The sequence below is a fragment of the Actinoplanes sp. NPDC089786 genome, assembly GCF_040684855.1.
In the GTDB taxonomy this organism is placed as follows: Bacteria; Actinomycetota; Actinomycetes; order Mycobacteriales; family Micromonosporaceae; genus Actinoplanes.
Map to the genome: position 1 here is coordinate 152,841 of NZ_JBFBGU010000002.1, position 25,109 is coordinate 177,949.

Consider the following 25,109-nt stretch of genomic DNA (forward strand, 5'->3'; position numbering starts at 1 on the left):
CAGGAAGAGCTGGCCGCAGCCTCGGTAGTCGGACTCGCCCCACTCGCTCATGACGTGAGGCCGGCCGCCACGGCGTTGTCCCACTGGTCGTCGACGTGGACCACGTGGTGGCCGGCGCGCAGCAGCAGGCTGGCGCCCGCGCCGACCAGGTAGGCCGCGCCGGTGACCCGGGCCAGGGCCAGACCGCCGGACACGTAGTCGTTGTGCAGGTGGGTCTCGGCGACGTGGGTGATGCGTACGCCCAGCCGGCCCGCGGCCGCGAGCACCCGGTCGATGTCGCGCTGGGGGTCGATCACGACCGCGACGTCACCGTGATGCAGCAGGTACGTCCGGTCGCCCAGGGACGAGGTCTCCACCACGGTCACGTTCATGAGGCCGCCGTGGGTTCGGGCTGCGCGATGCCCGCGAACGGCACGGACGTCAGGGTCTCGGTTCTGTCCGGATGGCGCCAGAGACCGCGGCGGGTCAGTTCGGGGAGCACACCCTCGCCGAACCAGTACGCCTCCTCGAGATGCGGGTAGCCGGAGAGGATGAACTCGTCGATGCCGAGCGCCGCGTACTCCTCGATCCGGTCGGCGACCTCGGTGTGGCTGCCGACCAGGGCGGTTCCCGCGCCGCCGCGGACCAGGCCGACGCCGGCCCACAGGTTCGGCGAGACCAGCAGGCCGTCGCGGGAGCCGCCGTGCAGGGCGAGCATGCGCTGTTGCCCGACCGACTCGCTGCGGCGCAGCCCGGCCTGCACCGCCGCGATCGCGTCCGGCGAGATGCCCTGGAGCAGGCGGTCGGCCTCGGCCCAGGCCTGCTCGGCGGTGTCCCGGGTGATCACGTGCAGGCGGATGCCGAAGCGCAGGTGGTCGCCGCCGAGGCCGCGGATCCAGGCCAGCTTCTCGGCCACCTGGGCCGGTGGTTCTCCCCACGTCAGATAAACGCCCGCATGATTCACGGCCACCGGGCCGGCGGCCGCCGAGGAACCGCCGAAGTAGATGGAAGGGATCGGGTCGGGTAGGCGGCTGAGCCGGGCGCCCTCGACGTGCAGGTGTTTGCCCTCGTGGGTGACGGTCTGGCCCTGCCACAGGGCCCGGATGATGCTGAGGAACTCGTCGGTGCGGGCGTACCGCTCGTCCTTGCTGAGGAAGTCGCCGTACGAGCGCTGCTCGGCCGCCTCGCCCCCGGTGACCACGTTGAGCAGGAGCCGCCCGCCGGACAGCCGCTGGAAGGTGGACGCCATCTGGGCGGCCAGGGTCGGCGAGATCAGTCCGGGGCGGAAGGCGACCAGGAACTTCAGGCGCTCGGTGACCTCGGTCAGCATGGCCGTGGCCAGCCACGCGTCCTCGCACCAGGCCCCGGTCGGCGTGAGCGCCCCGGTGAAGCCGAGCTGCTCGGCGCTGCGGGCGATCTGGCCGAGGTAACCGACGGTCAGCGGCCGGACGCCGCCGGCCGAACCGACCGGCGTGCCGTGGCCGCCGCCGACGATGTCCCGGCTGTCGCCGTTGGTCGGGAGAAACCAGTGGAAGTCCATACCTCACCCTACCCACAATCCCTATCTACTCGATAGGGTTAGTCCATGCTGACCCTACGGAATCGGCGCGGCCGCCCTGGCCGCCGCCTGCCGGGCCCTCGCCGGCGCCGACCGCAGCGGCGAGAACGCCCTGGTCAGCCTGTTCCGGTCGGCGCTGGCCGGGCTGCACCGGGTCGAGGAGCGTGGACCGCCTGATCAGCTGCCTGGCCTCACTCGGCTGAGATGGCGATGCCCAGCGCGCCGGCCAGAGCGCGGGACAACGCCGGCAGGTCGTCCGGGTGCACGATCGCGCCGGCCCAGCTCGTGATGCCGCCGACCCCGTCCAGCTCACAGTGCCGGAACCGGCAACCCGCCATCCGCGCCTGGTCGAACTGGGCCCCCGACAGGTCACAGTCGACGAAGGTCGCGCCGCGCAGGTCGGCCTGGCCGAAGTCGGCCCTGGACAGGTTGCACGTCTCGAAGGTCACCGCGGCGAAGCGGGTGAACCGCCAGTTGGCCAGGTCGATCTTGCAGTCGGTGAAGGTCGCGTCGATGACCACGCCGTCGTTCCAGGCCAGCCCGGTCAGTCGGGCGCCGGTCACCCGCACCCGCTCCATCGCGCTGCGTTTCGCCCGCAGGTTCGACAGGTCGGACGTCTCGACCAAGCAGTCGGCCATCCGCAACCGGTCGAGCTCCGACCCGGCGAGGCGCGCCTTGCGGAACCGGCACTGGAGGAACTCGACCCCCTCGGCCCGCACGCCGGAGAGGTCGCTCTCGTCGTAGGCGACCTGCTTGACCGTCTGCTCGTCGGCGAGATCGAGCTGGACGCCCTCGGCGAGCCGGAGATCGGCGGGCGCCTGGGGCCGTTTCGGCGGCCCCGGGCGTGGGGTACGGCGATTCACGCCGCCAGGTTAGCCGGTGGGACCCTTCGGGATGTCGCCGCGGAGGGTGATCCGGTGCATGACCCGGCGCTCGGTGCCGTAGTCGCGGTTGGCGTAGTGGGACGTGCTGCGGTTGTCCCACAGGGCCACGTCGCCGAGGCGCCAGCGGTGCCGGACGATGTGCTCGGGCTTGGTCAGGTGGGCGTAGAGCAGGTCGAGGATGGCGCGGCTCTCGAACTCGGACACACCGACGATGTGCGACGTGAAGCCCGGGTTGACGAAGATGCCCTTGCGGCCGGTCTCGGGATGCACCCGCACCACCGGATGTTCGACCGGGTCGAGCTTGGTGACGATCTCGCCGTCCCACTCGTTGCCCTGGCCGCCGCGGCGCTGGGCCAGGTAGTAGCCGAACTCGCGGGTGCCGTCGTGCACGGCGGTGAGCTGATCGGCCAGCCGCCGCACGGGCGCGGCCAGCGAGTCGTAGGCCAGCTGGGCGTCGGCCCAGTTGGTGTCGCCGCCGGTCGGCGGGAGGATCACCGAGCGCAGGATCGAGCCGAGCGGCGGACGCTTCATGAACGTGACGTCGGTGTGCCACACGTCGGCGAAGCCGTTGTCGGTGCTGTCCAGGGCGTACACCTCGGGGTGGGCCGCGTCGACGCCGCCGACCACCGGGTGCGAGGCGGTCAGCTCGCCGATCCGACGGCCCAGGTCGACCTGGGCGTCGTCGTCCAGCTTCTGGTCGCGCAGGAACAGCACCTTGCGGTCGACCAGGGCGGCCCGCAGCGCCTTGACGTCGTCGTCGGACGCGGTCAGCAGGTCGAGCCCGTGGACGATCGCACCGAAGTGCGGGCTCAGCGGTTCGAGGTCGCTCATACCGAGGTTCCTTCCAGACGGGCGGCGGCACGCACGGCGTGGCCGATCTCGGATCGCAGGGCGGCATAGGCCGGCAGGCCGCGCAGTTCGTCCGGGGCGACCCCGCTGCGGGGCAGCTCGATCGGCAGGTCGAGGACGACCCGGCCGGGCCGGGCGCTGAGCACCACGACCCGGCTGCCCAGGAACACCGCCTCGTCCACGCTGTGGGTGACGAAGACGGACGTCCGGCCGGTGGCCCCGCTGACGTTGCGCAGATCTTCCTGGAGACGCTCGCGGGTGAGCGCGTCCAGCGCCGCGAACGGCTCGTCAAGCAGCAGCAGCGGGTTCTCCACCGCGATGGCCCGGGCGATCGCCACCCGCTGCTGCTGCCCGCCGGAGATCTCCCAGACCCGCCGGTGGGCCACGTCGTGCAGGCCGACCCTGGTCAACAGCTCGTCGACCTGGGAACTCCCGGAGGAGAGGCCGGCGTAGCGCAACGCCAGGGCCACGTTGCCGCCCACGGTCTTCCAGGGGAACAGCCGCGGCTGCTGGAACACGATCCCGGCCCCGCGCCCGGGCACCGGCGGCTTCCCGGCGGTCACCACGGTTCCCCGGGTCGGCTGCTCGAAGCCGGCGATCAGCCGCAGCAGCGTGCTCTTGCCGCAGCCCGACGCCCCGACCAGGACCAGGAACTCGCCCTCGGGCACGGTCAGGTCGACCGGGCCGACCGCGGTGACGTCGCCGTAGGAGTGCTCGACGCCGGTGATCGCGACGGCCGGGTCAGCCGAGGACATCGGGCAGCCCCTTCACGTACACGGCCTTCTGGACGGTTTCGAGCGTCGGCACCGCGTCGATCTTCTGCTGGTCCTTGAGGAACTGGGCCGCGCTGACCAGGTTGTCGGCCAGCTTGCCGACCTTGGCGTCGGTGCCCAGCCACTCGGCGCTCGCCAGGTCGGCCGGCTTGAGGTAGACGCCCTGGCTGAGCTGCTTCTGCGCCTCCTCGGGGCTGAGGTTGAGCTCGGCCCCGATCGACTTCGACGCGGCCGCCGGGTCGCTCCCGATCAGGTTCAGCGCCTGGGCCTCGGCCTTGCGCCACGCGTCCACCGCCTCCGGGTGGGCCTGGATGAACGCGGTCGACACCACGCCCAGGTCGAGCGTCGGCTTGCCCGCGGTGGCGAGCTGGCGGCTGCTGATCAGCACCTTGCCGGTCTTCTTGAGCTCGTCCAGGGACGGCAGCCACGAGTACGCCGCGTCGATGTCGCCCCGGGTCCAGGCGGCCAGGATGTCCTGCGGCTCCAGGTCGACGATCGTGAGCTCGGACTCCTTGACCCCGGCCTGGTCGAGCGCGGCGAGCAGGCTGTAGTGCGAGGTCGAGGCGAACGGCGTGGCCACCTTCTTGCCGCGCAGCCCGGCGACGTCGGTGACGCCGCTGCCGTTGCGGGCGACCAGCGCCTCGTTGTCGCCCGCAACGTCGAGGACGAAGGCCACCTGGTACGGGATGTTCAACGGGGCGGACAGCCCGCGGGCGACCGGGCTGGACCCGATCGCGGCGATGTCCACGCTGCCGGCCACGAACGCCGTGTTGATGCTGGCCCCGGAGTCGAACTTGGTCCAGGTGATCTTGTAGTCGGGCAGTGCCTTCTCGAGCAGCCCCTGGTTCTTCACGACCAGGTCACCGCTGGGGAAGGCCTGGTAGGCGATCCGGATGGTCTTCGCGTCGGCGGCCGGGCCGCCACTGGCGGCGCCGTTGCCGCAGGCGGCCAGGAACAGGACCGTCAGAAGAGCGAGGGCTTTACGCACGGGAGGTTCCGTTTCTATGCACGGCCCCGCCACGGGATCAGCCGGTTCTCGGCCGTCCGCAGCAGGGCGTCGATCAGCAGGCCGGAGAGGCCGATGGCGAAGAGGCCGAGGACGACCACGTCGGTCTGTGAGTAACGCTGGGCGTCGCGGACCATGCCGCCGATGCCGGGGATGCCGTTGATGGTCTCGGCCGCGACCACCGACGAGTACGCGATGCCGACCGCCAGCCGGATGCCGGTGAAGATCTCGGGCAGGGCGCTGGGCAGCACCACGTCCCGGATCACCTGCCCCCGGCCGGCGCCCAGCGCGCGGGCCGCCTCGACCAGGCCGGTCGGCGCCGAGTAGACCGCCGAGGCGGTCGCCACCGCCACCGGCGGCATGGCGGCGATCGCCAGCAGCCACAGCTTGGGCGTCTCGTCGATGCCGAACCAGATGATGAAGAGGCTGAAGTACGCCAGCGGCGGCAGCGCCCGGACGAAGGTGACCACCGGCTCGGCGACCACCCGGATCCAGCTGACCGTGCCCATCACCACCCCGGCGACCAGGCCGGCCCCGACGCCGACGACCGAGCCGATCAGGATCCGGCGCAGGCTGACCCCGAGGTGCTCGATCAGCAGGTGACCGCTGTAGCCGCGGACGCCGTCATGGACGGTCGAGGTCTCGATCAGCTGGTGCCAGACGGCCGCGGGCGCCGGGATGAACGTCGGGTTCCGCATGACCCGCGCGGTGATCTCCCACAGGGTATAGAGGACGGCCAGCGACAGCAGCCGCAACAGGACGCGGCGTCGCCGGCCACCGCGCGGGGCCAGGGCGCCGGGTCGGGGGCCGGTGTCGGCCGGCGCGGGCGCCGTGAGGGTGGTGGTCACCCCCAATTCCTATGTTGCCGATGGACTTAATGGCAATGGGCTACACAGGTCTGTAACACATGTCAGCGCGAGCTGACCTCGACCGAGCCGCCGGTGACCCGGGTCCGCAGCAGCGGCTGGTCGTTCGCGGCCGGCCCGTGCACCACCTTGCCGTCGATCAGCCGGAACGTGCTGCCGTGCCACGGGCAGACCACGCAGGCGTCGCGGCCCTGGCCACGCACCTCGCCGTCGCCCAGCGGGCCGGTCTCGTGGCTGCACCGCTCGATCATCGCGGTGACCCGGTCGCCCAGCCGGTAGACGAGCAGGGGCACGTCGGCCACCGTCCGGACCACCGGCTTGCCGTCCGGCAGGTCGGCCAGGGAGCCGATCAGGGTCCACTCCTCGGGCACCCGGATGGTCTCCGGCGCGGCCTGGTTGGTGCCGCCGGCCTGCGCGTACGCCAGGTGGCCGCCGAGGTAGGCGCCGAGGCCGGCGGTGGACAGCCCGGCGAACCCGAGGAGTTTGCCCAGCCCCGCACGGCCCCGGAGGCGCGCGACCAGCGACCCGGCGTAGAGCCCGAGCGCGACGCTGTTGACCGCCGCGTGCACCAGGCCGACGCGGCGGCGCTCCGGGCCCATCTGCGACCAGTCCTGCAGCCCGGCCGCGATCGCCGGCGCCGAGCCCGCCAGCCCGGCCGCGATCAGCGTGGTGGCCGCCCGCCCGCTCCCCCGGCCCGGGAGCAGGTCGAGCAGGGCGGCCGACGCGAACGAGCCGACCGGGAACTGCACGAGCACCGGATGCAGCGGATGGCCCAGCCAGGCGCCGTGCAGGAAGTCCTTCAGACGCTGCGGCTTCGTCGCGGCCGTGACCGCGCTCTGCAGCTTGTCACCGGGAGCGTCCAGGAACCGGGCTTCTTCCACGCGGCGGAGGATCTGCATGACACACACATTCCCCCGATGCGCCGCCCCAATCGTGCCGGGGACTAATGTCGGCTCGTGATCAGATCTGTCCTGGCCGGCGTCGCCGCGCTGGCCCTGCTGACCGCCTGCTCCCCGGCCGGTGGCCGGGAGCAGGCCGCGGACGAGGTCGCCGAGCGGCTGTACGCCGCGCTCGGCGCGAGTGACGGCCGCGCCGCCTGTGACCTGCTGGCCCCGGACACCGCGGCGTCGGTCGCGGACGATCAGCCGTGCGCCGAGGCGATCCTGGACGAGGATCTCCCCGATCAGCCGGGCCGGGTCACCCGCACCGCGGTGTACGGCCAGCAGGCGCAGGTCAAGCTCGCCGGCGACACCGTGTTCCTGGCCGCCTTCCCCGGTGGCTGGCGGGTCGTCGCCGCCGGGTGCACCGCACGCGGCGGTGGCCGGCCCTACGACTGCGAGTTGGAGGGGTGACGCGATGCGCGCGTTGTTCGTGCTGACTCTCGTGGTCGTCGTGGTCGGACTGGTGTACTTCACCGCGCTGGGGGTGCTGCACCGATGAGGCGGCGGCTGCGGGACAACTCGCTCGGGCTGGTCTTCGGCGGCCTGTTCCTGCTCGTGCTCGGTCTGCAGGCGCTGGCCGGGCACGCCGACTTCAACCAGCGGCAGCTCACCGAGGGCCTGCCACCGATCAGCCTGGGCCGTTACGTGACCTCGGCCAGCTTCGGCGCCGACGTGGCCGAGAACTGGCAGTCCGAATACCTCCAGTTCTTCCTCTACGTGGTGCTGACCGTGTTCCTGATCCAGAAGGGGTCGCCCGAGTCCAAGGCGCCCGGCCAGTCCGGCCTCGAGTCGGACAAGGAGCAGAAGATCGGCGCGTACGCCGAGGAGCAGTCGCCCCGCTGGGCCCGCACCGGCGGCTGGCGCACCCGGCTCTACAGCAACTCGCTCGGCTTCGCGATGGGTGTGATCTTCCTGGGCTCGTGGCTGGCCCAGTCGATCGCCGGGGCGGCCGCCTTCAACGAGGAGCGCCTCGGTGACCAGCACGACCCGGTCTCGTGGGCGCGCTACCTGACCGAACCGGACTTCTGGAACCGCACGCTGCAGAACTGGCAGTCCGAGCTGCTCGCGGTCGCCTCCTTCGCCATCCTGGCGATCTACCTGCGCCAGCGCGGCTCCCCCGAGTCGAAGCCGGTCGGCACCCCGCACACCGCTACCGGGATCGAAGGATAGAACGGTGTTTAAGGGGCACGCGCGCGGGCACACGGTGGTGCGTGGTAAATCTTCGCATCGCAGCGGCCCGGGATGACGATCTCGATCTCGCCGCGGCAGAATACGCCGCCGGCGAGCGTGCCGCCCTTCGCGACGACTTCATCTACTACTGCCTGCCCTTCGCCGACCGGCTCGCGCACCGCTACGCCGGGCGCGGCGAGCCGCTCGACGACCTCGAACAGGTGTCGCGGATGGCGCTGGTCAAGGCCATCGACCGGTACGAGCCCGGCCGCGGGTCGTTCACCGCGTACGCCGCCCTCACCATGCACGGCGAGCTCAAGAAGCACTTCCGCGACCGGACCTGGGGCGTGCACGTCACCCGCCGGGTCCAGGATCTCGGCCTGGCCGTCGGCCGGGCCGCCCGCGACCTGACCGGCGAGCTGTCCCGGCCGCCCACGACGGCCGAGATCGCCGACCGGGTCGGTGCGACCGTGGCCGCGGTCGACGAGGCGCTCCTCTCGTCCGCCGGGCACACCACCGCCTCGCTCAACGCCCCGATCCGGGAAGGCGAGGCGGACGAGCTGGGCGACCTGTACGGCGGCGCCGACCCGGATCTCGCCTCGGCCGACGATCGGCTGACGCTGGACGTCCTGCTCCGCCGCCTGCCCGCCCGCGAGCAGCGCATGCTCGCCCTGCGCTTCCACGGCAACCGCACCCAGCAGGAGATCGCCGCCGAGTTCGGGGTCTCCCAGATGCACGTGTCGCGGCTGCTCGCCCGGGCCCTGACCTGGCTACGGGAGTCGATGCTGAGCGACGCGGCCCCGACCTGGCCGGGTGTCGAGGGGACGGCGTGGGACCTCACGGTCCGGCGGGCCGCCGGGGTGCCCACCGTGCGGGTGCGGGGCGAGGTCGACCGGGACACCGCCGGGTCGCTCCGGACCTGCCTGATCCGGGTCGTCGGCGCGGCCGGGCGGGGCGACACCGTCGTGCTCGACCTGACCGGGGTGCCGCTGATGGACGCGGCCGGCGTGGCGGTGCTGGCCGACGCCGCCCGGGCCGCCGGGATGGCCGGGGTGGACCTGCGGCTCGCCGGCGTGCAGCCGACGGTGCGAGCGGTGCTCGACGCCCTCAGGTCCACATTGCGCTGAACGGCCACCGCGGCCCGTTCAGAAGACCAGGCAGAACGGGTGACCGGCCGGGTCGGCGTACACCCGGAATCCTCGGTCGGGAGTGTCGTCGAGCAGCGTCGCGCCCAGGGCGAGCACCCGCTCCTGAGCCGCCTCGACGTCGTCGACCCGGATGTCGAGGTGCAGCTGCTGCGGGTGGTCCGGGTCGGGCCAGCTCGGCGGCACCCACTTCTCGGCGCGCTGGAACGCCAGCTGCCGGGCGCCCGGCTCGACGCCGATCACCACCCAGTCGGGGCTGTCCTCGTTGACCCGCATGCCGAGCACCGCGGCGTAGAAGGCGGCCAGCTCACGAGGGTCGGGGCAATCAATGACGGTCTTCTCCAGCACAGCCATCGTCCGTGCGTACCCGGCTCGGGACTGGGTATGTCACCGACATGGCTGGAAAGACGAAGAGCAACGAACTGGACGCGGCCGAACGGAACGCGATGCCGGACAGCACCTTCGCGTTCCCGCGGGTTCGCAAGGAGCCGCTCAACGACGCCCGGCACGTCCGGAACGCCATCGCGCGGTTCGATCAGGTGCGCGACGTGAGTGACGCCGAGCGCGAGGAAGCGTTCCGCCGGATCAAGCGGGCGGCCAAGAAGCACGGCGTCGAGATGACCGAGACGCGCTGGCAGGACCTCGGCAAGCCGAGCGCCGGCTAGTCGGCCGTACGCCGCACGGCCACCACCCCGGCCAGGCCGGCCACCTCGTCGGTCAGGGCCGGGAAGGTGGCCGTGTTCGACAGGTCCACATCGAAGTAGTACGGCAGCGTGGCGACCGCTTCGTCGGGCACCGGCCCGCCGCCGCAGTAGGTCTCCCGGAACCCGGACGAGCTCGGCTCCCAGACCAGCTCGCCCAGGCTGCCGGCGCGGCTGCGGAAGATCGCCGCGTCGATCAGCGCCCGCTCCTGCGGGGTGGACGTGTTGCTCACGAAGATCTTCACGTGGGTGCTGTCCCGGGCCTCGGCCGGCAGCCCGCTGGGTTCGCACGGCGGAACACCGGCCATCCGCAGCCCCCACGGCAGCACGGCGGCGAGCAGCGCGACCAGGGCCACCGCCCCGACGACGCGCGGCCGGCGGCCCAGGAATCGGACGGTCGCGCGGACGGCCGGTTCGCGGGTCAGCGCGTACAGCAGGATCGCGCCGCAGATGATCGCGGCCAGGACGGCCGGGCCGAGCCCGAAGTAGTAGAAGCCGCCCCACCAGGGACCGTCCATCGGGGTCTCCTGACCGGGGGTCAGGGTGCTCGGCAGCATCAGGGCCACCGAGACCAGGGCGCCGACGGTGAGCGGGCCCCGGGCGGCGGGTCGGGCCCGGCGGTAGACCCACATGGTCAGCAGCAGGACGATCGCCGCGCCGCCGATCGCGCCGCCCCAGGCCGCCGCGGGCATCCACGACGGTTCCTGGCGCCACAGGTCGAAGGCGGCGGCGCCGGTCGAGTCGTACGCCGGGCGCCCGGTCCAGAAGTGGTCGGAGAAGCTCAGGACCAGGCCGGGGCGGGTGGCCCAGAACGTGGCGTCGTACGCGTTGCCGCCGTCGACCAGGGCCTCGGGGGTGGCCACGTCGTAGTCGTGCACCGTCCAGCCCGCCGCGGTGAGCCGCTGCCGGACGCCGGCGCTGTACGCCGCCACGTCCTGGGTCGCGGTGGTGTGCTTGACCCAGTAGCCGACCGAGCCGTAGCGGATGCCCTCACCGTCGCCGTACGGCTCGATGATCTTCGCGTTCCCGCCCCCGTAGACCTGAAGCCCCGGGAACGCCGTCTCCTTGAGCCGCCCGGCCGCCGCCCCGGAGGGCAGGTCAGGGGCGAACTCCCAGGCCAGGCGGCTGCCGGCGAAGGCGCCGACCCACGCCCCCGCCAGCATCACCAGCATCGCGACCACGATGATACGCAACCGTTTCGTCATCAGGTCGAAGACGATAACTCATCCTTGCAATTGCTCTCCGTCGGTGGCGCCGCCCGGCTCGGCCATCTTCCGGTGCATGGCCGCCTTGGCGCTGTCCGGCATCACCTTGGACGCCGTACCCTGCACCTTGGTCTTCACCGAGCCCGCGACCACCTTCTCCTTGCCCTTCCGCATCGCCTCGAAGCCCTGCTTGGCGACCAGCGCCGGGTCGTCCTTCGAGCCGGCGCCGACCGGGGTGTCGTCCATCTCGGCGCGGTGGAAGAAGTTGGTGTCGGTCGGCCCGGGCATCAGCGCGGTCACCGAGACGTCGGTGTCCCGCAGCTCGTCCCGCAACGCCTCGGCGAACGACTGCACGAACGACTTGGACGCGTTGTAGACCGCCTGGTAGGTGCCCGGCATCATGGACGCGATCGACGACGTGAACAGCACCTGGCCGCCGTGCTCCAGCATCTCCGGGAGCAGGCGCTTGGCCAGGTGGACGGTCGACGTCACGTTCACGTCGATGATGTTGATCTCCTCGATCAGGTCGGTCTCGCGGACGAAGTCGCCGCCGAGGCCGCGACCGGCGTTGAGCGCCAGGGCGTCCAGCCGCCGCCCGGTGCCGATCACCGCGCGATAGACCTCCTCACAACCCTCGTAGGTGGCCAGGTCGGCCTGCACGGCGGTCGCGCCCAGCTCGGCCGCCTTCTCGTGGATTCCCGCGTCCTCGGCCACGACGAGCAGGTCGTAGTCGTGCTGGGCGAACTGCTTGGCCAGCTCGTACCCGATGCCGCTGGACGCGCCGGTGATCACGGCGAACTCTCGTGTGTCTGGTGTTGTCATGCTGACTGCATCCCCCGCGCGGGCCATGATTAACGCGTCGGCGTCCGGGCATCCGCCAGACATGCGAGCACTCACCTGGCAAGGCACCGGCAAGGTCGCCGTCGAAACCGTCCCCGACCCGAAGATCCAGGAGCCGACCGACGCGGTCGTACGCATCACCTCCACGGCGATCTGCGGGTCCGACCTGCACCTGTACGACGTGCTCGGGATGTACCTGGACAAGGGTGATGTCCTCGGGCACGAGCCGATGGGCATCGTCGAGGAGGTCGGCGCCGGGGTCACCCACATCAAACCCGGCGACCGGGTGGTGATCCCGTTCAACATCTCCTGCGGGCACTGCTGGATGTGCTCCCGCGGCTTCTACGCCCAGTGCGAGACCACCCAGGTCAAGGACCAGCACAAGGGCGCCTCGCTGTTCGGCTACACCAAGCTGTACGGGCAGGTGCCCGGCGGCCAGGCCGAGTACCTGCGGGTTCCGCAGGCGCAGTTCGGCCCGATCAAGGTGCCGGACGGGCACCCGGACGAGCGCTACCTGTTCCTCTCCGACGTGCTGACCACCTCGTGGCAGGCGGTCAAGTTCGCCGACGTCCAGCCGGGCGACACCGTGCTGGTCACCGGGCTCGGCCCGATCGGCCAGATGTGCGCCCGCATCGCCCGCCACCTGGGCGCCGGGCGGGTCATCGCGGTGGACAACGTCCGCGAGCGGATCACCATGGCCGAAAGGCACGGCATCGAGGTGCTGAACTTCGACTCGATCGACGACATCCCGGTCGCCGTGCTCGACCTCACCGACGGGCGCGGCGCCGACGGCGTGATCGAGGCGGTCGGCATGGAGGCGCACGGCACGCCGTTCCAGTCGGCCGCGATGAAGGCGGCCGGCCTGCTGCCGGACCCGCTGGCGCGCAAGGCCACCGAGACGTTCGGCGTCGACCGGATGGCCGCGCTGCGGACCGCTTTCGCGAGCGTACGGCGGGCCGGCACGATCTCGATCATCGGCGTCTACGGCGGTGAGGCCGACCCGTTCCCGATGATGGACCTGTTCGACAAGGGCGTGACCATGCGCATGGGCCAGGCCCACGTCAAGCGCTGGGTCGACGACATCATGCCGCTGCTGACCGGCGACGACGACCCGCTGGGCGTGGACGACCTGGTCACCCACCGGCTGCCGCTGGACGAGGCGCCGCACGCGTACGACATCTTCAAGAACAAGCAGGACGGCTGCGTCAAGGTCGTGCTCAAGCCGTGACGGCGAGCGTCGCCCAGACCACCTTGCCGCCCTCGGTGGGCAGCCAGCCCCAGCTGTGCGCCATGGCCTGAATCAGCAGCAGGCCCCGGCCGCGCACGGCACGCGGGTCGTCCGACGGCACCGGCGGCTCGGACGAGCCGTCCTCGACGGCCATCATCAGGAAGTTCGGACGCAGGGTCAGACGCAACGTCGCCATCGTGTTCGCATGATCGGCGACGTTGCTGACCATCTCGTCCACGATCAGGCTGGCCGGGCCGACCAGGCCGGGCAGCTCCCAGCGGAGGCAGGCCTCGGTGGCGAGGCCGCGCGCCTCCCGCACCGCGCCCGCGATCGGCAGCAGCTGATCAGAGATCGAGGGCAGGCTGTGCCGATAGTCGTCCACCTGGGCCGCCGCCCTCTCGATGGTCGGGAACACCGGGAGCCGGCGGTACGCCGGCCGGGCCAGCATCGCGCCGACCAGCGCCGCCGGAGCACACAGCAGCACCGGGATGCCGGGCCAGCGGGCGGCCTGCCGGGACACCGCGGCGAGCACCGTCAGCGCCAGCGGTTCCGCCACGGTCAGCTCGGACAACTCCACGAACAGGGCGTGCGGCTGCTCGGCCAGGCACTTGAACAGGCGCAGCCGCAACGAGCCCACGTCGGACATGGTCAGCGAGCCGCTCAGCGCGACCTGAAGACCGGCCTCGTGGTCCGTGACCACGCAGGTGACCGCCATATGTGCCCGCCTTCCCTACCGAGATCGCGTTCCCCGGGTTGTCCCGGTCAAACGCTTCTCGCCTCGGTGGACTCCATCGCGATGATCGCACCGTCCTTGCCCTCCGAGGCGTTGGCCGGTCCCAGCGGAACGCACGACACGCGGACGAGAACCGCGCGGCCGCGCCGGTTGACGGCCTCGATCTGGGCCTCCCCCGGCTCCCCGGCCAGCGCCCCGCGCAGCATCGGCCGCAGCCGCTCGAACGGCAGGCCGATGTCCAGGTTGAGGAAGTGCTGGCCGATCACCTCGTTGGGACGCAGGCCCCAGAGCTCCACGGCCTGCCGGTTCCACGTCCGGATCCGCAGGTCCTGGTCGACCACGGCGACGCCCGCGCGCAGGCTGGTCAGCACGGCATCGAGGAACGCGTTGGTCTCGTCCAGCTGGTCGGTGCTGAACCGGAGCTGGTCATTGATGGTCTGCAGCTCGTCGTTGGTGGACTGGAGCTCCTCGTTCATGGTCTCCAGCTCCTCGTTGGTCGACTGGAGCTCCTCGTTGGTGGTCTCCAGCTCCTCCACGGTCGACTGCAGTTCCTCGTTGGTGGTCTCCAGCTCCTCGTTGGTCGACTGCAGTTCCTCGTACGCGGTCTCGAGCTGCTGGTTGGCGTGCTCCAGGTCGTCCTGGAGGTGCCGCGCGACGGTGACGTCCTGGAAGACCACGTGCACGCCGAGCAGGCTGCCGTCGGCATCGGTGAGGGGACTGAGCTGCACCTCCAGGTGGGTGATGTCGCCACCCCGGTTCCATTCGACGCCGGTGACACGCACCGTCCGGCGCTCGACCTGGGCCTGCTCGATCGAGCGCCGCAGCTCGACCGGGCGGTACGACAGGTCGAGATCGCGGAACGGGCGACCGACGTCCCGGGTCGAGACGCCGAACACCTTCTCCAGCTGGCGGTTGGTGATCGCGATCAGCCCGTCGGCGGTGAGCACCATCTGGGCCAGCGGGTTCGCCGCGAACGCCTCGCCCCGCAGCTGATCGAGGTGGGTCATCGGGCCTGGTGGCAGTCGCGGGTAGTCGGCGGGATCGGACCCGGCCGGTGGCGTCGCCCGCGGCGTCCGGCGGAACACCCGGCGCTTGAGGTCGACCGGCGTGAACAACCGGCCGTGGCTGAGCAGCATCTCGGCCTTGCCCAGGAACAGGGCCCCGCCGTCGTTCAGGGCGAAGTGGAACCGGCGGAGGATCTTGGCCTGCGTCTCCGCGTTGAAGTACATCAGCGTGTTGCGGCAGGTCAGCAGGTCGATCCGGGAGATCGGCGCGTCCTGCACCAGGTCGTTGCGACCGAAGATCACGCAGCGCCGGATGTCCTTGCGGAACATGAAGCGGTCGCCGGCCGGCTCGAAATAGCGTTTCCGCAGCTCGGCCGGCACCGCCTCGATGTCCCGCGCGGTGTACACGGCCTGCCGCGCGTCGTTGAGCTGCTCCTCGTCGACGTCGGTGGCATAGATCTTGACGCGGTCCCGGAACGCCTCCGGCCCCATCGTCTCGGCCAGCACCATGGCCAGCGTGTAGGCCTCCTCGCCGGACGCGCAGCCGGCACACCAGATCCGGATCACCGCTTCCGGGGGCTTGGCCGCCAGCAGCGGGCCGAGCACCTCGGCCCGCAGGTAGTCCCACGCGTCCAGGTCGCGGAAGAAGCCGGTCACGTTGATCAGGATCGTGTTGAACAGCGCGGTGAACTCGTCCGGGTGAACCTGGAGGTGGTCGAGGTAGTCCGGGTAGCCGGCCACGTCGACCTGGCTGAGCCGCCGATCGACCCGGCGCACCAGGCTGGACCGCTTGTAGCCGGTGAAGTCGAAGCCCCGCACCTCTTTGAGATAGGTCAGCAGCGATTCGAAGCCGGGATCGGTGGGTTCCATGAGGCCTTCCGGTGCGTCAGCGGCGCGATGACGTTAGCGCACGCCGGGCGCCGGATCGGTCAGCGCGCCTGGACCGCCGGTCGGCGGCGCGGGATCGTCCGTCGCGGGCAGCGAGGAGCCCACCTGCGAGATCAGCTGACGGATGGTCCGGCCCGCCGCCTCGGCGTCGGCCGCGATCCGGCGGAACCGGTCGCCGCTGGACCCGTGCCGCCGCTGATCCCGCCCGGCCAGCCGCCGGCTGAGCGCCGACTTCTCCTCCAGGGCACGCAGCGCCATCCAGAGCGCGCCCTCGAGGGCGATCGCCTGCTCGTCCAGCAGGCTCTCCGGCGACCAGGCGTGTCCCACCCGGCAGCGGTACCGAGGCGTCGGGTCGACATCGATCTGGAACAACGCCCCGCCGCACGACGGACAGCCGTAGCCGGACGGCGGCAGAGCCAGCTCGTCGGAGGTGAGCGGGCCCAGCTCCGACATGCTGACCTCGGCGTCCAGCATGGCGTCGGACGGCCGGGCCGGCGTGTTCTCGGGCAGGTCCATGGCGGTGATCCCAGCGATCAGGCCGCCGAGCTTGGCGGCGGACTCGACGTGCTCGGTGTCCACCTCGGCGAGAGCGGCGCGCGGCATCCAGGGGTAGAGGGCGTCGTCCGGGTCCTGGACCACCGCGGTGCCGCCCCGCCCCACGATGCTGGACAGCCCGGCGGCCCCGTCGTCACGGGAGCCGGAGAGCACCACACCGACCGCCCGGGGGCCGACCGCCCGCGCCACCGACCGGAACAGCGGGTCGACCGCGGGCCGATGACCGTTCTCGGCCGGTCCGCGGGTCAGCCGGATGTGGCCGTCCAGCAGCAGCAGGTGGTGGTCGTTGGGGGCCACGTAGATCCGGCCCCCGCGCAGGTGCTCGCCGTCGACGGCGGTCGCCGCGGGCAGCGGGCCACTGCGGCTGAGGATGCCCGGGAGAGCGCTGGGAGCGTCGCGTGGCACGTGCAGCACCACCAGCACAGCGCCCGGATAGTTCGGCGGCAGACCGCCGACCAGCGCACGCAACGCCTCGACGCCTCCCGCGGAGGCGCCGACCGCGACCACATCTCGATGTTCCGCCATCGGTCAGTCATACCCCCAGACCCCGAGATTACGCCTCGTGTCGACCCGTGCCGCATCGACCCGGCCCGGGTAGGGTGAGAGCAGTTCCTCGACCCGGGAGTACGGGATGACACCTCGTCAGCTCTCCCCCGACTCGGTGGGCGAGCCGATCTTCCAGGTTGTCGAGCCGAGTCACGCCGGCCACGACGGTTCCGTCCTCGCCGTGACCGGTGAGCTCGACCGCGACACCGCCGGCCTGCTGCTCGATGCGCTGGTCCGGGCGCCGGGCGCCGGCGGCACGATCGCCCTCGACCTCGCCGACCTGACATTCATCGACGCCGCCGGCGCCCGTTCCCTGATCGCCTGCCGGTCCATCGCGGCCGGGCACGGCATGATCCTCACCGTGCGCAACCTGCGCCCCGCCGTCCGCCGGGTGCTCGAGATCCTCGACATCCTGGGCCGTCTCGAAACCCCCTGAGCGCGACCACGCACGCGGCGCGGCCGGGACTCCCCGGCCGCGCCGCTTCGTGTCACGCCGACTCGAACACCGTGTACTGCGTGCCGGCCGCCGTGCCCTCGATGACCGTGCCCTTGTCGTCGGCGCCGGCGTCCACCCGGACGTTGGCCTCGAACTCGGTCCACGCCGAGTCGGTGAGGAACGGGAAGGTCAGCGTGGCCGACGCCCCCGCGGCCAGCGGCTCGGCCTGGCACACCGTCTTGTCCCGCTGCCCGAACACCACCGGGCAGTCGCTCCACAGCGTGTGCTCCGGCGTGCCGGCGCTGCTCGGGAAGCTGATCAGCGGGTACGGGACGGCCCGCTTGGTCAGGTTGGTGATCGTGACGGTGGTGCTGCCCCGCCGGAACCCGTCCTCCTCCACCGGCCCGTACCGCAGGTCGGTGGCGGTGATGTCGAAGGCGCCGGTCAGCTTGGCGAACGACACCCGGTAGCTGGTCCGGCTGACGGTGCCGGCCTCGACGTTCCCGTCCCGGTCGAGACCCTTTTCGATGCGTACGTGAGCTACTCCGCCCGGCGGCCGCTGGTTGGTGCCCCACGGCAGCGTGAGCGTGGTGGTCTCCCCCGCCGCGATCGGCTCCGTGATGCAGACGAGCTCGTTGGAATGCCCGAACATCACCGGGCAGCCGCTCCAGTCGGCGTGCATGGCGTGGTCCCGCCCGTTCACCGGGAACGTCAGCACCGGGAACTCGATCGCCTCCGACGTGGTGTTGGTGAAGGTGACTGTGTTCTGAGCCGACCGCCACCCGTTGAGGTCGGGCTGCCCGTACTTCAGGTCGGTGGCCGAGATCGTGAACGGCCCGTCGGCCGGCGCCGCGACCGCGGCCCCTGCCCCACTCAGCGCCACGAACGCACCGACCAACGCCGCGACCACGCCGCGGCGAATCCCCCGTGTCATGTTGTGCCTTCCGCTTTCTCCCGCGGACCCCCGTGGTCCACTCCGGACCGAAATGCAACCAGACGCCGTCAAGCCCCGTGGTCGCGGGAGTCAGCAGGCCTTGACCCAGGCGCACTCGACGTCGTCATCGGCGGGGGCTGACGCGGGCGGCGCGATGCGGGCCGTGGCCGGTGTCGAGGCGCCGGCGTTGGCCAGGGTCACGGCGGCGGCGTCGAGGATGGGTGTGGCGCTCACCAGGGACGTGTTGACCAGCATGGCGAAGACCAGGCGGCGGCCCGAGGCGTCGGTGACGTAGCCGGACAGGGCGTTGACGCCGGTCAGGCTGCCGGTCTTGGCGTGCACGTTGCCGGCCGCGCGGGTGCCGGTCATGCGGCTGCGGAGGGTTCCGCCGACCAGGCGGTCGGGCTGGCCGGCGATCGGCAGGGCGGCGTACCAGGTGGTGAACCACGGGCGGGTCTGTGCGGCCAGCAGGGCGGTGGTGAGCTGGCGGGTGGTCAGCCAGTCGCGGCGGCTCAGGCCGGAGCCCTCCACCGAACGGATCACCGCGGTGTTGACGCCCAGCGCGGACACGGCGCCGTCGATCGCGCGCATGCCGGCCGGCCAGGAGCCCTCGCCGGAGGCCAGCCGGCCCATGGTCTTGACCAGCACCTCGGCGTGGATGTTGTTGGAGAGCTTGAGGAACGGGGTCAGCATCTCGCTCAGGGGCATCGACTGGTCGGTCGCCACGATCTTGGCGTCCGCCGGGGTGGCGCCCGTCGTCACGCGGCCGCGGAGTTTGACGCCGTGGCGGGCCAGGGCGTCGCGGAAGACCGAGGTCGCGTACGCCGTGGGGTCCTCGACCGACAGATAGTCCTGGCCGGCCGTGGTCGCGCCGGCCGGGACCGAGCCGGTCACCAGGATCGTGTTGGTGCCGTGCGACCGGACCGCCGACAAAGTGTTGGCGCTGCCGGGCGCGCCGGTGGTCGCCCGGTTGACGACCCGGACGTAATGGTTCGGCGGGACCAGGGTGATCGCGGCCCGCGCGCCGGCCGCCGGGCCGGGGCGGGACTCCACGATGACGGCGCCGCCGTCATAGTCGGTGTCGGGGGCCAGGGTCAGGGCCGAGATCGGGGCGGCGTACGAGTACGGCTCGTCGTCCCAGGCCCAGTCGGTGCCCAGCGGGACGTCGTCGAACCAGGTGTCGTCGGCCACCAGGTCGCCGCGGACCACCCGGACCCCGGAGCGTGCCACCTGGGTGGCCAGGGCGTCGAGGTCGCTCGCCAGCACGGTCGGGTCGCCGGTGCCGCGCAGGTAGAGGTCGCCGTGGTGGGTGAGCACGTCGGTGTGGAAGCGGTGGCCGGGGCCGAGGAGCTCGAGGGCGGCGATCGAGGTGAGGACCTTCTGGTTGGAGGCGGGGATCAGCCGCTGGTTGACGGCCCGTTCGTACAGTGAGGCGCCGGTCGCCGCGTCGCGGACCTCCACACCGGTCGTCGCGCCGGCCAGCCGGGCGTCGGCGAAGACCTGGTCGAGGGCGGCGGTGAGGGCCGGATCGCCGGGGGCGCCGGACACCTGGGACGCCGGGCCGACCGCGCCGACCAGCGCCACGACCGCACTCACGATGAGGATTCGCCTACCCTTGGTGACCATGGGGGTCAGCATAGGGGCAGCCTGGTCAGTTCCGCTGACCCACGGCGTGGAAACGATCCGGTGCGTCGTCGTAGCTGAGCAGGGACCAGCCGGTGCGGGACATCACCGCGGGCAGGACGTCGGCGGCGAGCAGTTCGGACGGATCGAGGGTGCGGCCGTGGCGGGCGGCCAGGGTGGCCCGGCCGGTCGGGTGGAAGAGGATCAGGCGGCCGCCGGGGCGGGTGATCCGGGCCAGTTCGGACAGCGCCTCGTCCTGGTCGGGCAGATGTGTCACCAGGCCCGCGGCGAACAGCGCGTCGGCCGTACCCGTCGCGAACGGCAGTTGACGGGCGTCGCCCTGCACCAGGGTGGCGGCGGAGGCTCGCGCCCGCCCGGCCGCGACCTGGAGCATCTCGGGCGTGTGGTCGACGCCGATGACCGTGCCGGCCGGCCCGACCGCGTCCCGCAGGGGCGGCAGCGCCCGGCCGGTGCCGCAGCCGATGTCGATGGCCACGCCGCCGGGCCGGACCGACGAGGACGAGACCGCCGCCGTGTACGCCGGGAGATCGTCGCCGAACTTGGCGTCCCAGCGCGCCGCCCGCACCGCGAAGAACGCCCGTGACTCGGTGCTGTACCAGCGCTCGGCCGGCAGCCGGGCCGGGTCGGCGTGGCTCAGGATCGGCCACGACGGGTCGGACAGGTCGACGACGGCGGCGACGTCGGCCCGGCGGCCGTCCGAGCGCGAGGTACGCGCCCGGACGACCACGTCACCGGACGGCGAGACGTCGATCGAGCGGGCGCGCAGCCGGGCGGCGAGCAGGCCGGCCGCCTCGGCCGGACCGTCCACCGCGATCACGCCGGTCGGTCCCGCGGCGGCGGCCAGGTAGGTCAGCACGGTGTCCCAGCGGCGGTCGCTCATCCGTACAGGATGTCACTGCTCCCGAAGGGTGATGGCGACCGCCGGGCAGAGGGCGGCGGCCTGGCGCACGTCCTCGGCCGACGAGGCGTCCGAGGCATCGACGAGCAGGAACGCCACGCCGTCCTCGTCGCGCTGGTCGAAGACCTCGGGGGCGGTCATCACGCACTGGCCGGAGGCAACACACTTGTCCTGATCGATGTCGATGTTCATCGGATCTACCACCTCACCGGGAGTTCGTGGACGCCGTAGATGACGCTGTCGTGCTTGAACGGGATGCGGTCGCGGTCGACGGCCAGCGCCAGCGTGGGAACGCGCCGGTAGAGCGTGCGGTAGACCACCTGGAGCTCGACCCGGGCGAGCGGCTGGCCGAGGCACTGGTGCACGCCGAACCCGAAGGCCACGTGCCGCCGGGCGTCCCGGGTGACGTCGAGGCGGTCGGGGTCGTCGAAGACCGACGGGTCGCGGTTGCCGATGTCGTTGGCCATGATCAGGCCCTCGCCGGCGCGGACCAGCCGACCGGCCACCTCGAGGTCTTCCAGCGCGACCCGGCGCCGTCCGTTGTGGGTGATGTTGAGGTACCTCAGCAGCTCCTCGACCGCGCCCGCGATCACCTTGGGGTCGTCGGTGTCACGCAGGAGGGCGAGTTGCGACGGGTTCTCCAGCAGCGCCATCGTGCCCAGCGCGATCATGTTGGCGGTGGTCTCGTGCCCGGCGATCAGCAGCAGCACGCCGATGCCGGCCGCGTCGCCGCGGGTCAGCTCGCCGGCCCGGACCCGCTCGAGCAGGCCCGAGAGCAGGTCGTCGCCGGGCCGCTCCAGCTTCTCGGCCAGCAGATCGTCGAGATAGTCGTGCAGCGCCTGGAACGCCGCCCCGCGCTGCTCGATCGGCGCCGACCGGCTGATCAGCTGTCTGCTGTTGTGCTGGAAGAGATCATGGTCGCGGTACGGGACCCCGAGCAGCTCACAGATCACCAGCGAGGGTACGGGCAGCGCGAACGCCTCGACCAGGTCCACCGGGTTCGGCCCGGCGAGCATGGCGTCGATGCGGTCGTCCACGATCCGCTGGATGGCCGGGCGCATCGCCTCGACCCGCTTGATCATGAACGGCGCGGTGACCATCTTCCGCAGGCGGGCGTGCTCCGGATCGTCCATCAGGATGAAGCCGATCTTGCCCGGGCCCTCGCGGACCGGGCCGCCACGCGGGTAGCCGGGGTGCGTCATGTCCGAGCTGACCCGGCGGTCGGCGAGCACGGCGCACTGGTCGGCGTGCCGGGTCACCACCCAGGCGGTGGCGCCGTCGGGCAGCCGTACCCGGGCGATCGGAGCCTCTTCCTGTAGTTCCTTGAGCGCCGGCGGCGGGTCGAACGGGCACCCGGCGGCCCGAGGCATCGGAAATTCACGGACATCTGTGTCGGGCATGGAGCGTCCTTCCCTAGCGGGGACGTATCACCGCGAATCAGCCAACCGCACCCGCCGCCCTCAATCAAGTGACTGACTTAGGCACAGAGCGCCTATTCTGACCATCACCATGAGTTCCCCGCCGCGTGTCAGCCGTACCGAACAGGTGTCGCACACGCGCGGGCTGATCCTGGCCGCCGCCGAGCGCCTGTTCGCCGAGCACGGTGTCATCGCGGTCTCCAACCGGCAGATCAGCGAGGCCGCCGGCCAGGGCAACAACACCGCCGTCGGCTACCACTTCGGCACCAAGGCCGACCTGGTCCGCGCCATCATCCAGCGCCACTCCGGCCCGATGGAGAAACAGCGGGAAGAGCTCCTTCGGCGGTACGCCCGGAGCACGGCCCTGCGCGACTGGGTCACCTGCGTGGTGCTGCCGTTCACCGCGCACCTGGCCTCGCTGGGACCACCCACCTGGTACGCCCGCTTCGCCGCCCAGCTGCTCACCGAACCCCAGCTGCGCGAGCTGGCCAGCAACGAGATGCACGACGCCCCGACGCTGCACGCCGTCGTCGCCGGCCTGAACCGCTGCCTGCCCGGCCTGTCCCCGCCGGTCCGGGCCGACCGGGGCGAGATGGCCCACACGCTGCTGGTCCACCTGTGTGCCCAGCGCGAACGCACGCTGCCCGCCGACCCCGCGGCCGCCGCCGAGGTCTGGTCGGCGACGGCGGCCGGTCTCGTCGACGCGATCGAGGGTCTGTTCCGAGCCCCGGTCACCCGCTGATCCACAGTGGCGCGTAGGCTGCGCGATCGTTCGTGCCGCTTGCCCAACGGGGATTGTCGATTTGTCGCACTCACAGACGTTCTCCGAGGTCACCGCCGCTATTCCGGCGCAGCGGCGGCCTCCGGCACGCTCCACTGTGAGCATCGGCGTCCGCGCCGCCTGGCCCGCGGTCGCCCTCTACGCCGGACTCCGCCTGGTCGGCCTGGTGCTCGCCGCGCTCTTCGCCGCCGACCAGGGCAAGAGCTTGTGGACGATGCTCGGCCGGTACGACGCGATCTGGTACGCCGACATCGCCTCGAACGGCTACGACACCGCCATCCCGCTTAAACCGGACGGGTCCCTCGGGCTCACCGACCTGGCGTTCTTCCCGCTCTACCCCGGACTGACCGCGCTGCTCGACCCGGTCCTCCCCGGCGGCGCCCGCGGTGCCGGCATCCTGCTGTCCTGGCTGGCCGGCCTCGGCGCCGCCTGGGCCCTGTACGCGATCGGCGCCCACCTGCGCGACCGCGCCACCGGCATCATCCTGGCCGGCCTGTGGGCGGTGATCCCGCACGCGATCGTCCAGTCGATGGGCTACACCGAGACCCTGTTCACCGGCCTGACCGCCTGGGCCCTGTACGCCACCCTCCGTCGCAAGTGGCTGACCGCCGGCCTGCTCTGCCTGCTGGCCGGCCTGACCAGGCCGACCGCCGCCGCCGTGGTCCTGGTCGTCGGCCTCAGCGCCCTGCTGGCCGTGATCGGCCGCCGCGACGGCTGGCGTCCCTGGCTGGGCGGTCTGCTCGCGCCGCTGGGCCTGCTCGGCTACATGGCCTGGGTCGGCTACCGCCTGGGCCGCCCCGACGGCTACTTCCACGTCCAGAACGACGCCTGGAAGATGTCGTACGACGCCGGCTCGTACACCGTGAGCACCACCCACGGCCTGCTCACCAAGGCCAACCCGCTGGCCTTCTACACCGTCGTCCTGGTCCTGCTGGTGGCCGTGGCCCTCCTGGTCATCCTCCTGTTCGACCGCGTCCCGTGGCAGCTGACCGTCTACGCGGCCGCCATCGTGGCCATGTCCCTGTTCGGCGACGGCTACTACAACGCCAAGGCCCGTCTCCTGATCCCGGCCTTCCCCCTGCTCATCCCGATAGCGTTCGCCCTGGCCCAGGCCCGCCGCCACGTCACCATCACGGTCCTGGCCCTGCTGACCGTGATCTCGGCCGGCTACGGCGTCTACCTCATGATGGTCTGGGGCTACTCGCCGTAGGCCGGGGGCCGGCGCAGACGAAGGCGCCCATCACGATCGGGCTGGTCAGCCTGCCACCCTGCCGGTGGGCCCACTCGGCCGCGACCTGCGACGCGGCGCCATCGAGGTCGGCGCCCGTCTTCTCCACGGCGGCACGGAACCGCCCCGTCGTGCGGTAGGCCGCGACCAGCTCGGCGGCGTCCGCGAACACCTGCTGGTCGCGGAAGGTGTGCAGGGTGACGTCGTGGAACGACCGGCGCAGCACCGCCTCGCCGTTGCGCAGGGAGAACGTGGACGGTTCCGCCGGCTCGGCCGGGGCGCCGATCCGGTCCAGGGCCGCCCGGTGCAGGTCGATCACCGCCACCGGGATGTCGTCGGCGTTCGTGGTGGCCACGAGAACACCGGCCGGGCGGGTCACCCGGGCCAGCTCCCGGACGCCTCGATCGAGGTCGGGCAGGTGGTACAGCACGTGGTTGGCCAGCACCAGGTCGAAGCGGCCGGCCGGGAAGGGCAGCGCCTGGATGTCGGCCACCAGCGTCCCGACCGTCACACCCCGCTGGACGGCCGCCCGGGTGATCGTGCGGAGCATGCCGTCGAACAGGTCGGCCGCGACCACCCGGGCCGGCCGGTCGGCGAGGCGCTGCGCGACCGGCAGCGTGAAGCGGCCGACCCCCGCCCCCGCGTCGAGCACATCGCCGACCTTACGAAGATCGAGACGCTCGAGGACCCAGCCGGCGAAACCGGCGCCGGCGTAGGTCTGCTGCCGATCACGAAGGAGATCGGGGTCGGCGTAGAAGGTCCGGAGGTTCTCCGGCGCCGTTTCGGAAGTCACCCCGATGGCCTACCACACGCCGGACTTGACGGCGTCTGGCGGCTATTGTCCGTTTGTTCGACAAGTCACAGGAATGGACGTATCCCCGAAGTCCGCACAACGTTTC

At 71.8% G+C, this 25,109-nt stretch carries 27 protein-coding genes and 1 pseudogene; 8 read left to right on the plus strand and 20 right to left on the minus strand.

Annotated elements, in window-relative coordinates; translation table 11 throughout:
* Positions 1 to 137: 137 nt before the first annotated feature.
* The 8 genes and pseudogenes from AB0O15_RS11590 to AB0O15_RS11625 all read right to left on the minus strand — a co-directional run.
* Positions 138 to 371, minus strand: a pseudogene (locus AB0O15_RS11590) (MBL fold metallo-hydrolase); the annotation flags it as partial.
* The gene (locus AB0O15_RS11595) at positions 368 to 1,519 is read right to left on the minus strand and encodes an LLM class flavin-dependent oxidoreductase (RefSeq protein ID WP_364317419.1); all 1,152 of its coding nucleotides are present in this window, start codon (positions 1,517 to 1,519) and stop codon (positions 368 to 370) included. The gene AB0O15_RS11595 and the pseudogene AB0O15_RS11590, both read right to left, overlap by 4 nt.
* 209 nt (positions 1,520 to 1,728) lie before the next feature.
* Positions 1,729 to 2,400 (minus strand): pentapeptide repeat-containing protein, encoded by a 672-nt coding sequence (locus AB0O15_RS11600; protein ID WP_364317420.1) that lies wholly within the window; start codon positions 2,398 to 2,400, stop codon positions 1,729 to 1,731.
* 9 nt (positions 2,401 to 2,409) lie between these two features.
* Positions 2,410 to 3,252: a TauD/TfdA family dioxygenase gene (locus AB0O15_RS11605; RefSeq protein ID WP_364317422.1), complete on the minus strand. Its 843-nt coding sequence runs from the start codon at positions 3,250 to 3,252 to the stop codon at positions 2,410 to 2,412.
* On the minus strand, positions 3,249 to 4,025 hold the full coding sequence (locus tag AB0O15_RS11610) for an ABC transporter ATP-binding protein (RefSeq protein ID WP_364317423.1): 777 nt from the start codon (positions 4,023 to 4,025) through the stop codon (positions 3,249 to 3,251). The genes AB0O15_RS11605 and AB0O15_RS11610 overlap by 4 nt, the downstream gene beginning before the upstream one ends.
* The gene (locus tag AB0O15_RS11615; RefSeq protein WP_364317425.1) at positions 4,012 to 5,031 is read right to left on the minus strand and encodes an ABC transporter substrate-binding protein; all 1,020 of its coding nucleotides are present in this window, start codon (positions 5,029 to 5,031) and stop codon (positions 4,012 to 4,014) included. Before AB0O15_RS11615 ends, AB0O15_RS11610 begins: the two co-directional genes overlap by 14 nt.
* 14 nt (positions 5,032 to 5,045) lie before the next feature.
* Positions 5,046 to 5,897 carry an ABC transporter permease gene (locus AB0O15_RS11620; RefSeq protein WP_364317427.1) on the minus strand — a complete coding sequence of 284 codons (852 nt, stop codon included), beginning with the start codon at positions 5,895 to 5,897 and terminating at the stop codon, positions 5,046 to 5,048.
* Positions 5,898 to 5,959: 62 nt separating this feature from the next.
* Positions 5,960 to 6,814 (minus strand): Rieske 2Fe-2S domain-containing protein, encoded by an 855-nt coding sequence (locus AB0O15_RS11625; RefSeq protein WP_364317428.1) that lies wholly within the window; start codon positions 6,812 to 6,814, stop codon positions 5,960 to 5,962.
* Between the two features lie 57 nt (positions 6,815 to 6,871).
* Here AB0O15_RS11625 and AB0O15_RS11630 point away from each other — a divergent pair, with 57 nt between their 5' ends.
* From AB0O15_RS11630 to AB0O15_RS11640, 3 genes are all read left to right on the plus strand, one after another.
* Positions 6,872 to 7,267 (plus strand): hypothetical protein, encoded by a 396-nt coding sequence (locus AB0O15_RS11630; RefSeq protein WP_364317430.1) that lies wholly within the window; start codon positions 6,872 to 6,874, stop codon positions 7,265 to 7,267.
* 84 nt (positions 7,268 to 7,351) lie between these two features.
* Positions 7,352 to 8,026 (plus strand): DUF6766 family protein, encoded by a 675-nt coding sequence (locus AB0O15_RS11635; protein ID WP_364317432.1) that lies wholly within the window; start codon positions 7,352 to 7,354, stop codon positions 8,024 to 8,026.
* A 41-nt stretch (positions 8,027 to 8,067) separates the two neighbouring features.
* Positions 8,068 to 9,153 (plus strand): sigma-70 family RNA polymerase sigma factor, encoded by a 1,086-nt coding sequence (locus AB0O15_RS11640; RefSeq protein WP_364317434.1) that lies wholly within the window; start codon positions 8,068 to 8,070, stop codon positions 9,151 to 9,153.
* Positions 9,154 to 9,171: 18 nt separating this feature from the next.
* Here AB0O15_RS11640 and AB0O15_RS11645 read toward each other — a convergent pair whose 3' ends face one another.
* Positions 9,172 to 9,525 carry a VOC family protein gene (locus AB0O15_RS11645; RefSeq protein WP_364317436.1) on the minus strand — a complete coding sequence of 118 codons (354 nt, stop codon included), beginning with the start codon at positions 9,523 to 9,525 and terminating at the stop codon, positions 9,172 to 9,174.
* Positions 9,526 to 9,566: 41 nt separating this feature from the next.
* Here AB0O15_RS11645 and AB0O15_RS11650 point away from each other — a divergent pair, with 41 nt between their 5' ends.
* Positions 9,567 to 9,836, plus strand: a complete 270-nt coding sequence (locus AB0O15_RS11650; protein WP_364317437.1) for a DUF6582 domain-containing protein — start codon at positions 9,567 to 9,569, stop codon at positions 9,834 to 9,836.
* Here the strand turns inward: AB0O15_RS11650 and AB0O15_RS11655 are convergent.
* Together AB0O15_RS11655 and AB0O15_RS11660 are read right to left on the minus strand one after the other, a co-directional pair.
* Positions 9,833 to 11,077, minus strand: a complete 1,245-nt coding sequence (locus AB0O15_RS11655; protein ID WP_364317439.1) for a hypothetical protein — start codon at positions 11,075 to 11,077, stop codon at positions 9,833 to 9,835. The genes AB0O15_RS11650 and AB0O15_RS11655 overlap by 4 nt on opposite strands.
* Positions 11,078 to 11,095: 18 nt before the next feature.
* The gene (locus AB0O15_RS11660; RefSeq protein ID WP_364317440.1) at positions 11,096 to 11,899 is read right to left on the minus strand and encodes an SDR family NAD(P)-dependent oxidoreductase; all 804 of its coding nucleotides are present in this window, start codon (positions 11,897 to 11,899) and stop codon (positions 11,096 to 11,098) included.
* A 61-nt stretch (positions 11,900 to 11,960) separates the two neighbouring features.
* On the opposite strand from AB0O15_RS11660, the gene AB0O15_RS11665 reads away from it, so the two are divergent.
* Complete coding sequence (locus AB0O15_RS11665; RefSeq protein WP_364317442.1) at positions 11,961 to 13,145, plus strand: zinc-dependent alcohol dehydrogenase; 1,185 nt, start codon at positions 11,961 to 11,963, stop codon at positions 13,143 to 13,145.
* Here the strand turns inward: AB0O15_RS11665 and AB0O15_RS11670 are convergent.
* From AB0O15_RS11670 to AB0O15_RS11680, 3 genes are read right to left on the minus strand one after another with little or no spacing between them, the layout of a single operon-like run.
* The gene (locus AB0O15_RS11670) at positions 13,135 to 13,860 is read right to left on the minus strand and encodes an ATP-binding protein (protein ID WP_364317444.1); all 726 of its coding nucleotides are present in this window, start codon (positions 13,858 to 13,860) and stop codon (positions 13,135 to 13,137) included. The two genes, AB0O15_RS11665 and AB0O15_RS11670, sit on opposite strands and share 11 nt — an antisense overlap.
* Positions 13,861 to 13,907: 47 nt before the next feature.
* Positions 13,908 to 15,752 (minus strand): CheR family methyltransferase, encoded by a 1,845-nt coding sequence (locus tag AB0O15_RS11675; RefSeq protein ID WP_364317446.1) that lies wholly within the window; start codon positions 15,750 to 15,752, stop codon positions 13,908 to 13,910.
* 33 nt (positions 15,753 to 15,785) lie between these two features.
* On the minus strand, positions 15,786 to 16,850 hold the full coding sequence (locus tag AB0O15_RS11680; protein ID WP_364317448.1) for a chemotaxis protein CheB: 1,065 nt from the start codon (positions 16,848 to 16,850) through the stop codon (positions 15,786 to 15,788).
* 106 nt (positions 16,851 to 16,956) lie between these two features.
* Here AB0O15_RS11680 and AB0O15_RS11685 point away from each other — a divergent pair, with 106 nt between their 5' ends.
* A complete protein-coding gene (locus AB0O15_RS11685; protein WP_364317449.1) occupies positions 16,957 to 17,307 on the plus strand; it encodes an STAS domain-containing protein in 351 nt (116 codons plus the stop codon).
* Between the two features lie 52 nt (positions 17,308 to 17,359).
* Here the strand turns inward: AB0O15_RS11685 and AB0O15_RS11690 are convergent, their stop codons facing one another.
* The 5 genes from AB0O15_RS11690 to AB0O15_RS11710 form a co-directional block, all read right to left on the minus strand.
* The gene (locus AB0O15_RS11690) at positions 17,360 to 18,241 is read right to left on the minus strand and encodes a hypothetical protein (RefSeq protein WP_364317450.1); all 882 of its coding nucleotides are present in this window, start codon (positions 18,239 to 18,241) and stop codon (positions 17,360 to 17,362) included.
* Positions 18,242 to 18,331: 90 nt separating this feature from the next.
* Positions 18,332 to 19,867, minus strand: a complete 1,536-nt coding sequence (dacB, locus tag AB0O15_RS11695) for a D-alanyl-D-alanine carboxypeptidase/D-alanyl-D-alanine-endopeptidase (RefSeq protein ID WP_364317452.1) — start codon at positions 19,865 to 19,867, stop codon at positions 18,332 to 18,334.
* Positions 19,868 to 19,892: 25 nt separating this feature from the next.
* Positions 19,893 to 20,765, minus strand: a complete 873-nt coding sequence (locus AB0O15_RS11700; protein ID WP_364317454.1) for a class I SAM-dependent methyltransferase — start codon at positions 20,763 to 20,765, stop codon at positions 19,893 to 19,895.
* Between the two features lie 12 nt (positions 20,766 to 20,777).
* Positions 20,778 to 20,975 (minus strand): ferredoxin, encoded by a 198-nt coding sequence (locus AB0O15_RS11705; protein ID WP_364317455.1) that lies wholly within the window; start codon positions 20,973 to 20,975, stop codon positions 20,778 to 20,780.
* Between the two features lie 5 nt (positions 20,976 to 20,980).
* The gene (locus tag AB0O15_RS11710) at positions 20,981 to 22,183 is read right to left on the minus strand and encodes a cytochrome P450 (RefSeq protein ID WP_364317457.1); all 1,203 of its coding nucleotides are present in this window, start codon (positions 22,181 to 22,183) and stop codon (positions 20,981 to 20,983) included.
* Between the two features lie 109 nt (positions 22,184 to 22,292).
* On the opposite strand from AB0O15_RS11710, the gene AB0O15_RS11715 reads away from it, so the two are divergent.
* Both AB0O15_RS11715 and AB0O15_RS11720 read left to right on the plus strand, forming a co-directional pair.
* Entirely contained in the window at positions 22,293 to 22,943 is a 651-nt protein-coding gene (locus AB0O15_RS11715) for a helix-turn-helix domain-containing protein (RefSeq protein WP_364317459.1), read from the plus strand.
* Between the two features lie 136 nt (positions 22,944 to 23,079).
* Positions 23,080 to 24,192, plus strand: a complete 1,113-nt coding sequence (locus AB0O15_RS11720; RefSeq protein WP_364317461.1) for a hypothetical protein — start codon at positions 23,080 to 23,082, stop codon at positions 24,190 to 24,192.
* Here AB0O15_RS11720 and AB0O15_RS11725 read toward each other — a convergent pair.
* Positions 24,164 to 25,003, minus strand: coding sequence for a class I SAM-dependent methyltransferase (locus AB0O15_RS11725; protein ID WP_364317463.1), 840 nt, complete (start codon positions 25,001 to 25,003; stop codon positions 24,164 to 24,166). The two genes, AB0O15_RS11720 and AB0O15_RS11725, sit on opposite strands and share 29 nt — an antisense overlap.
* Positions 25,004 to 25,109: the final 106 nt, after the last annotated feature.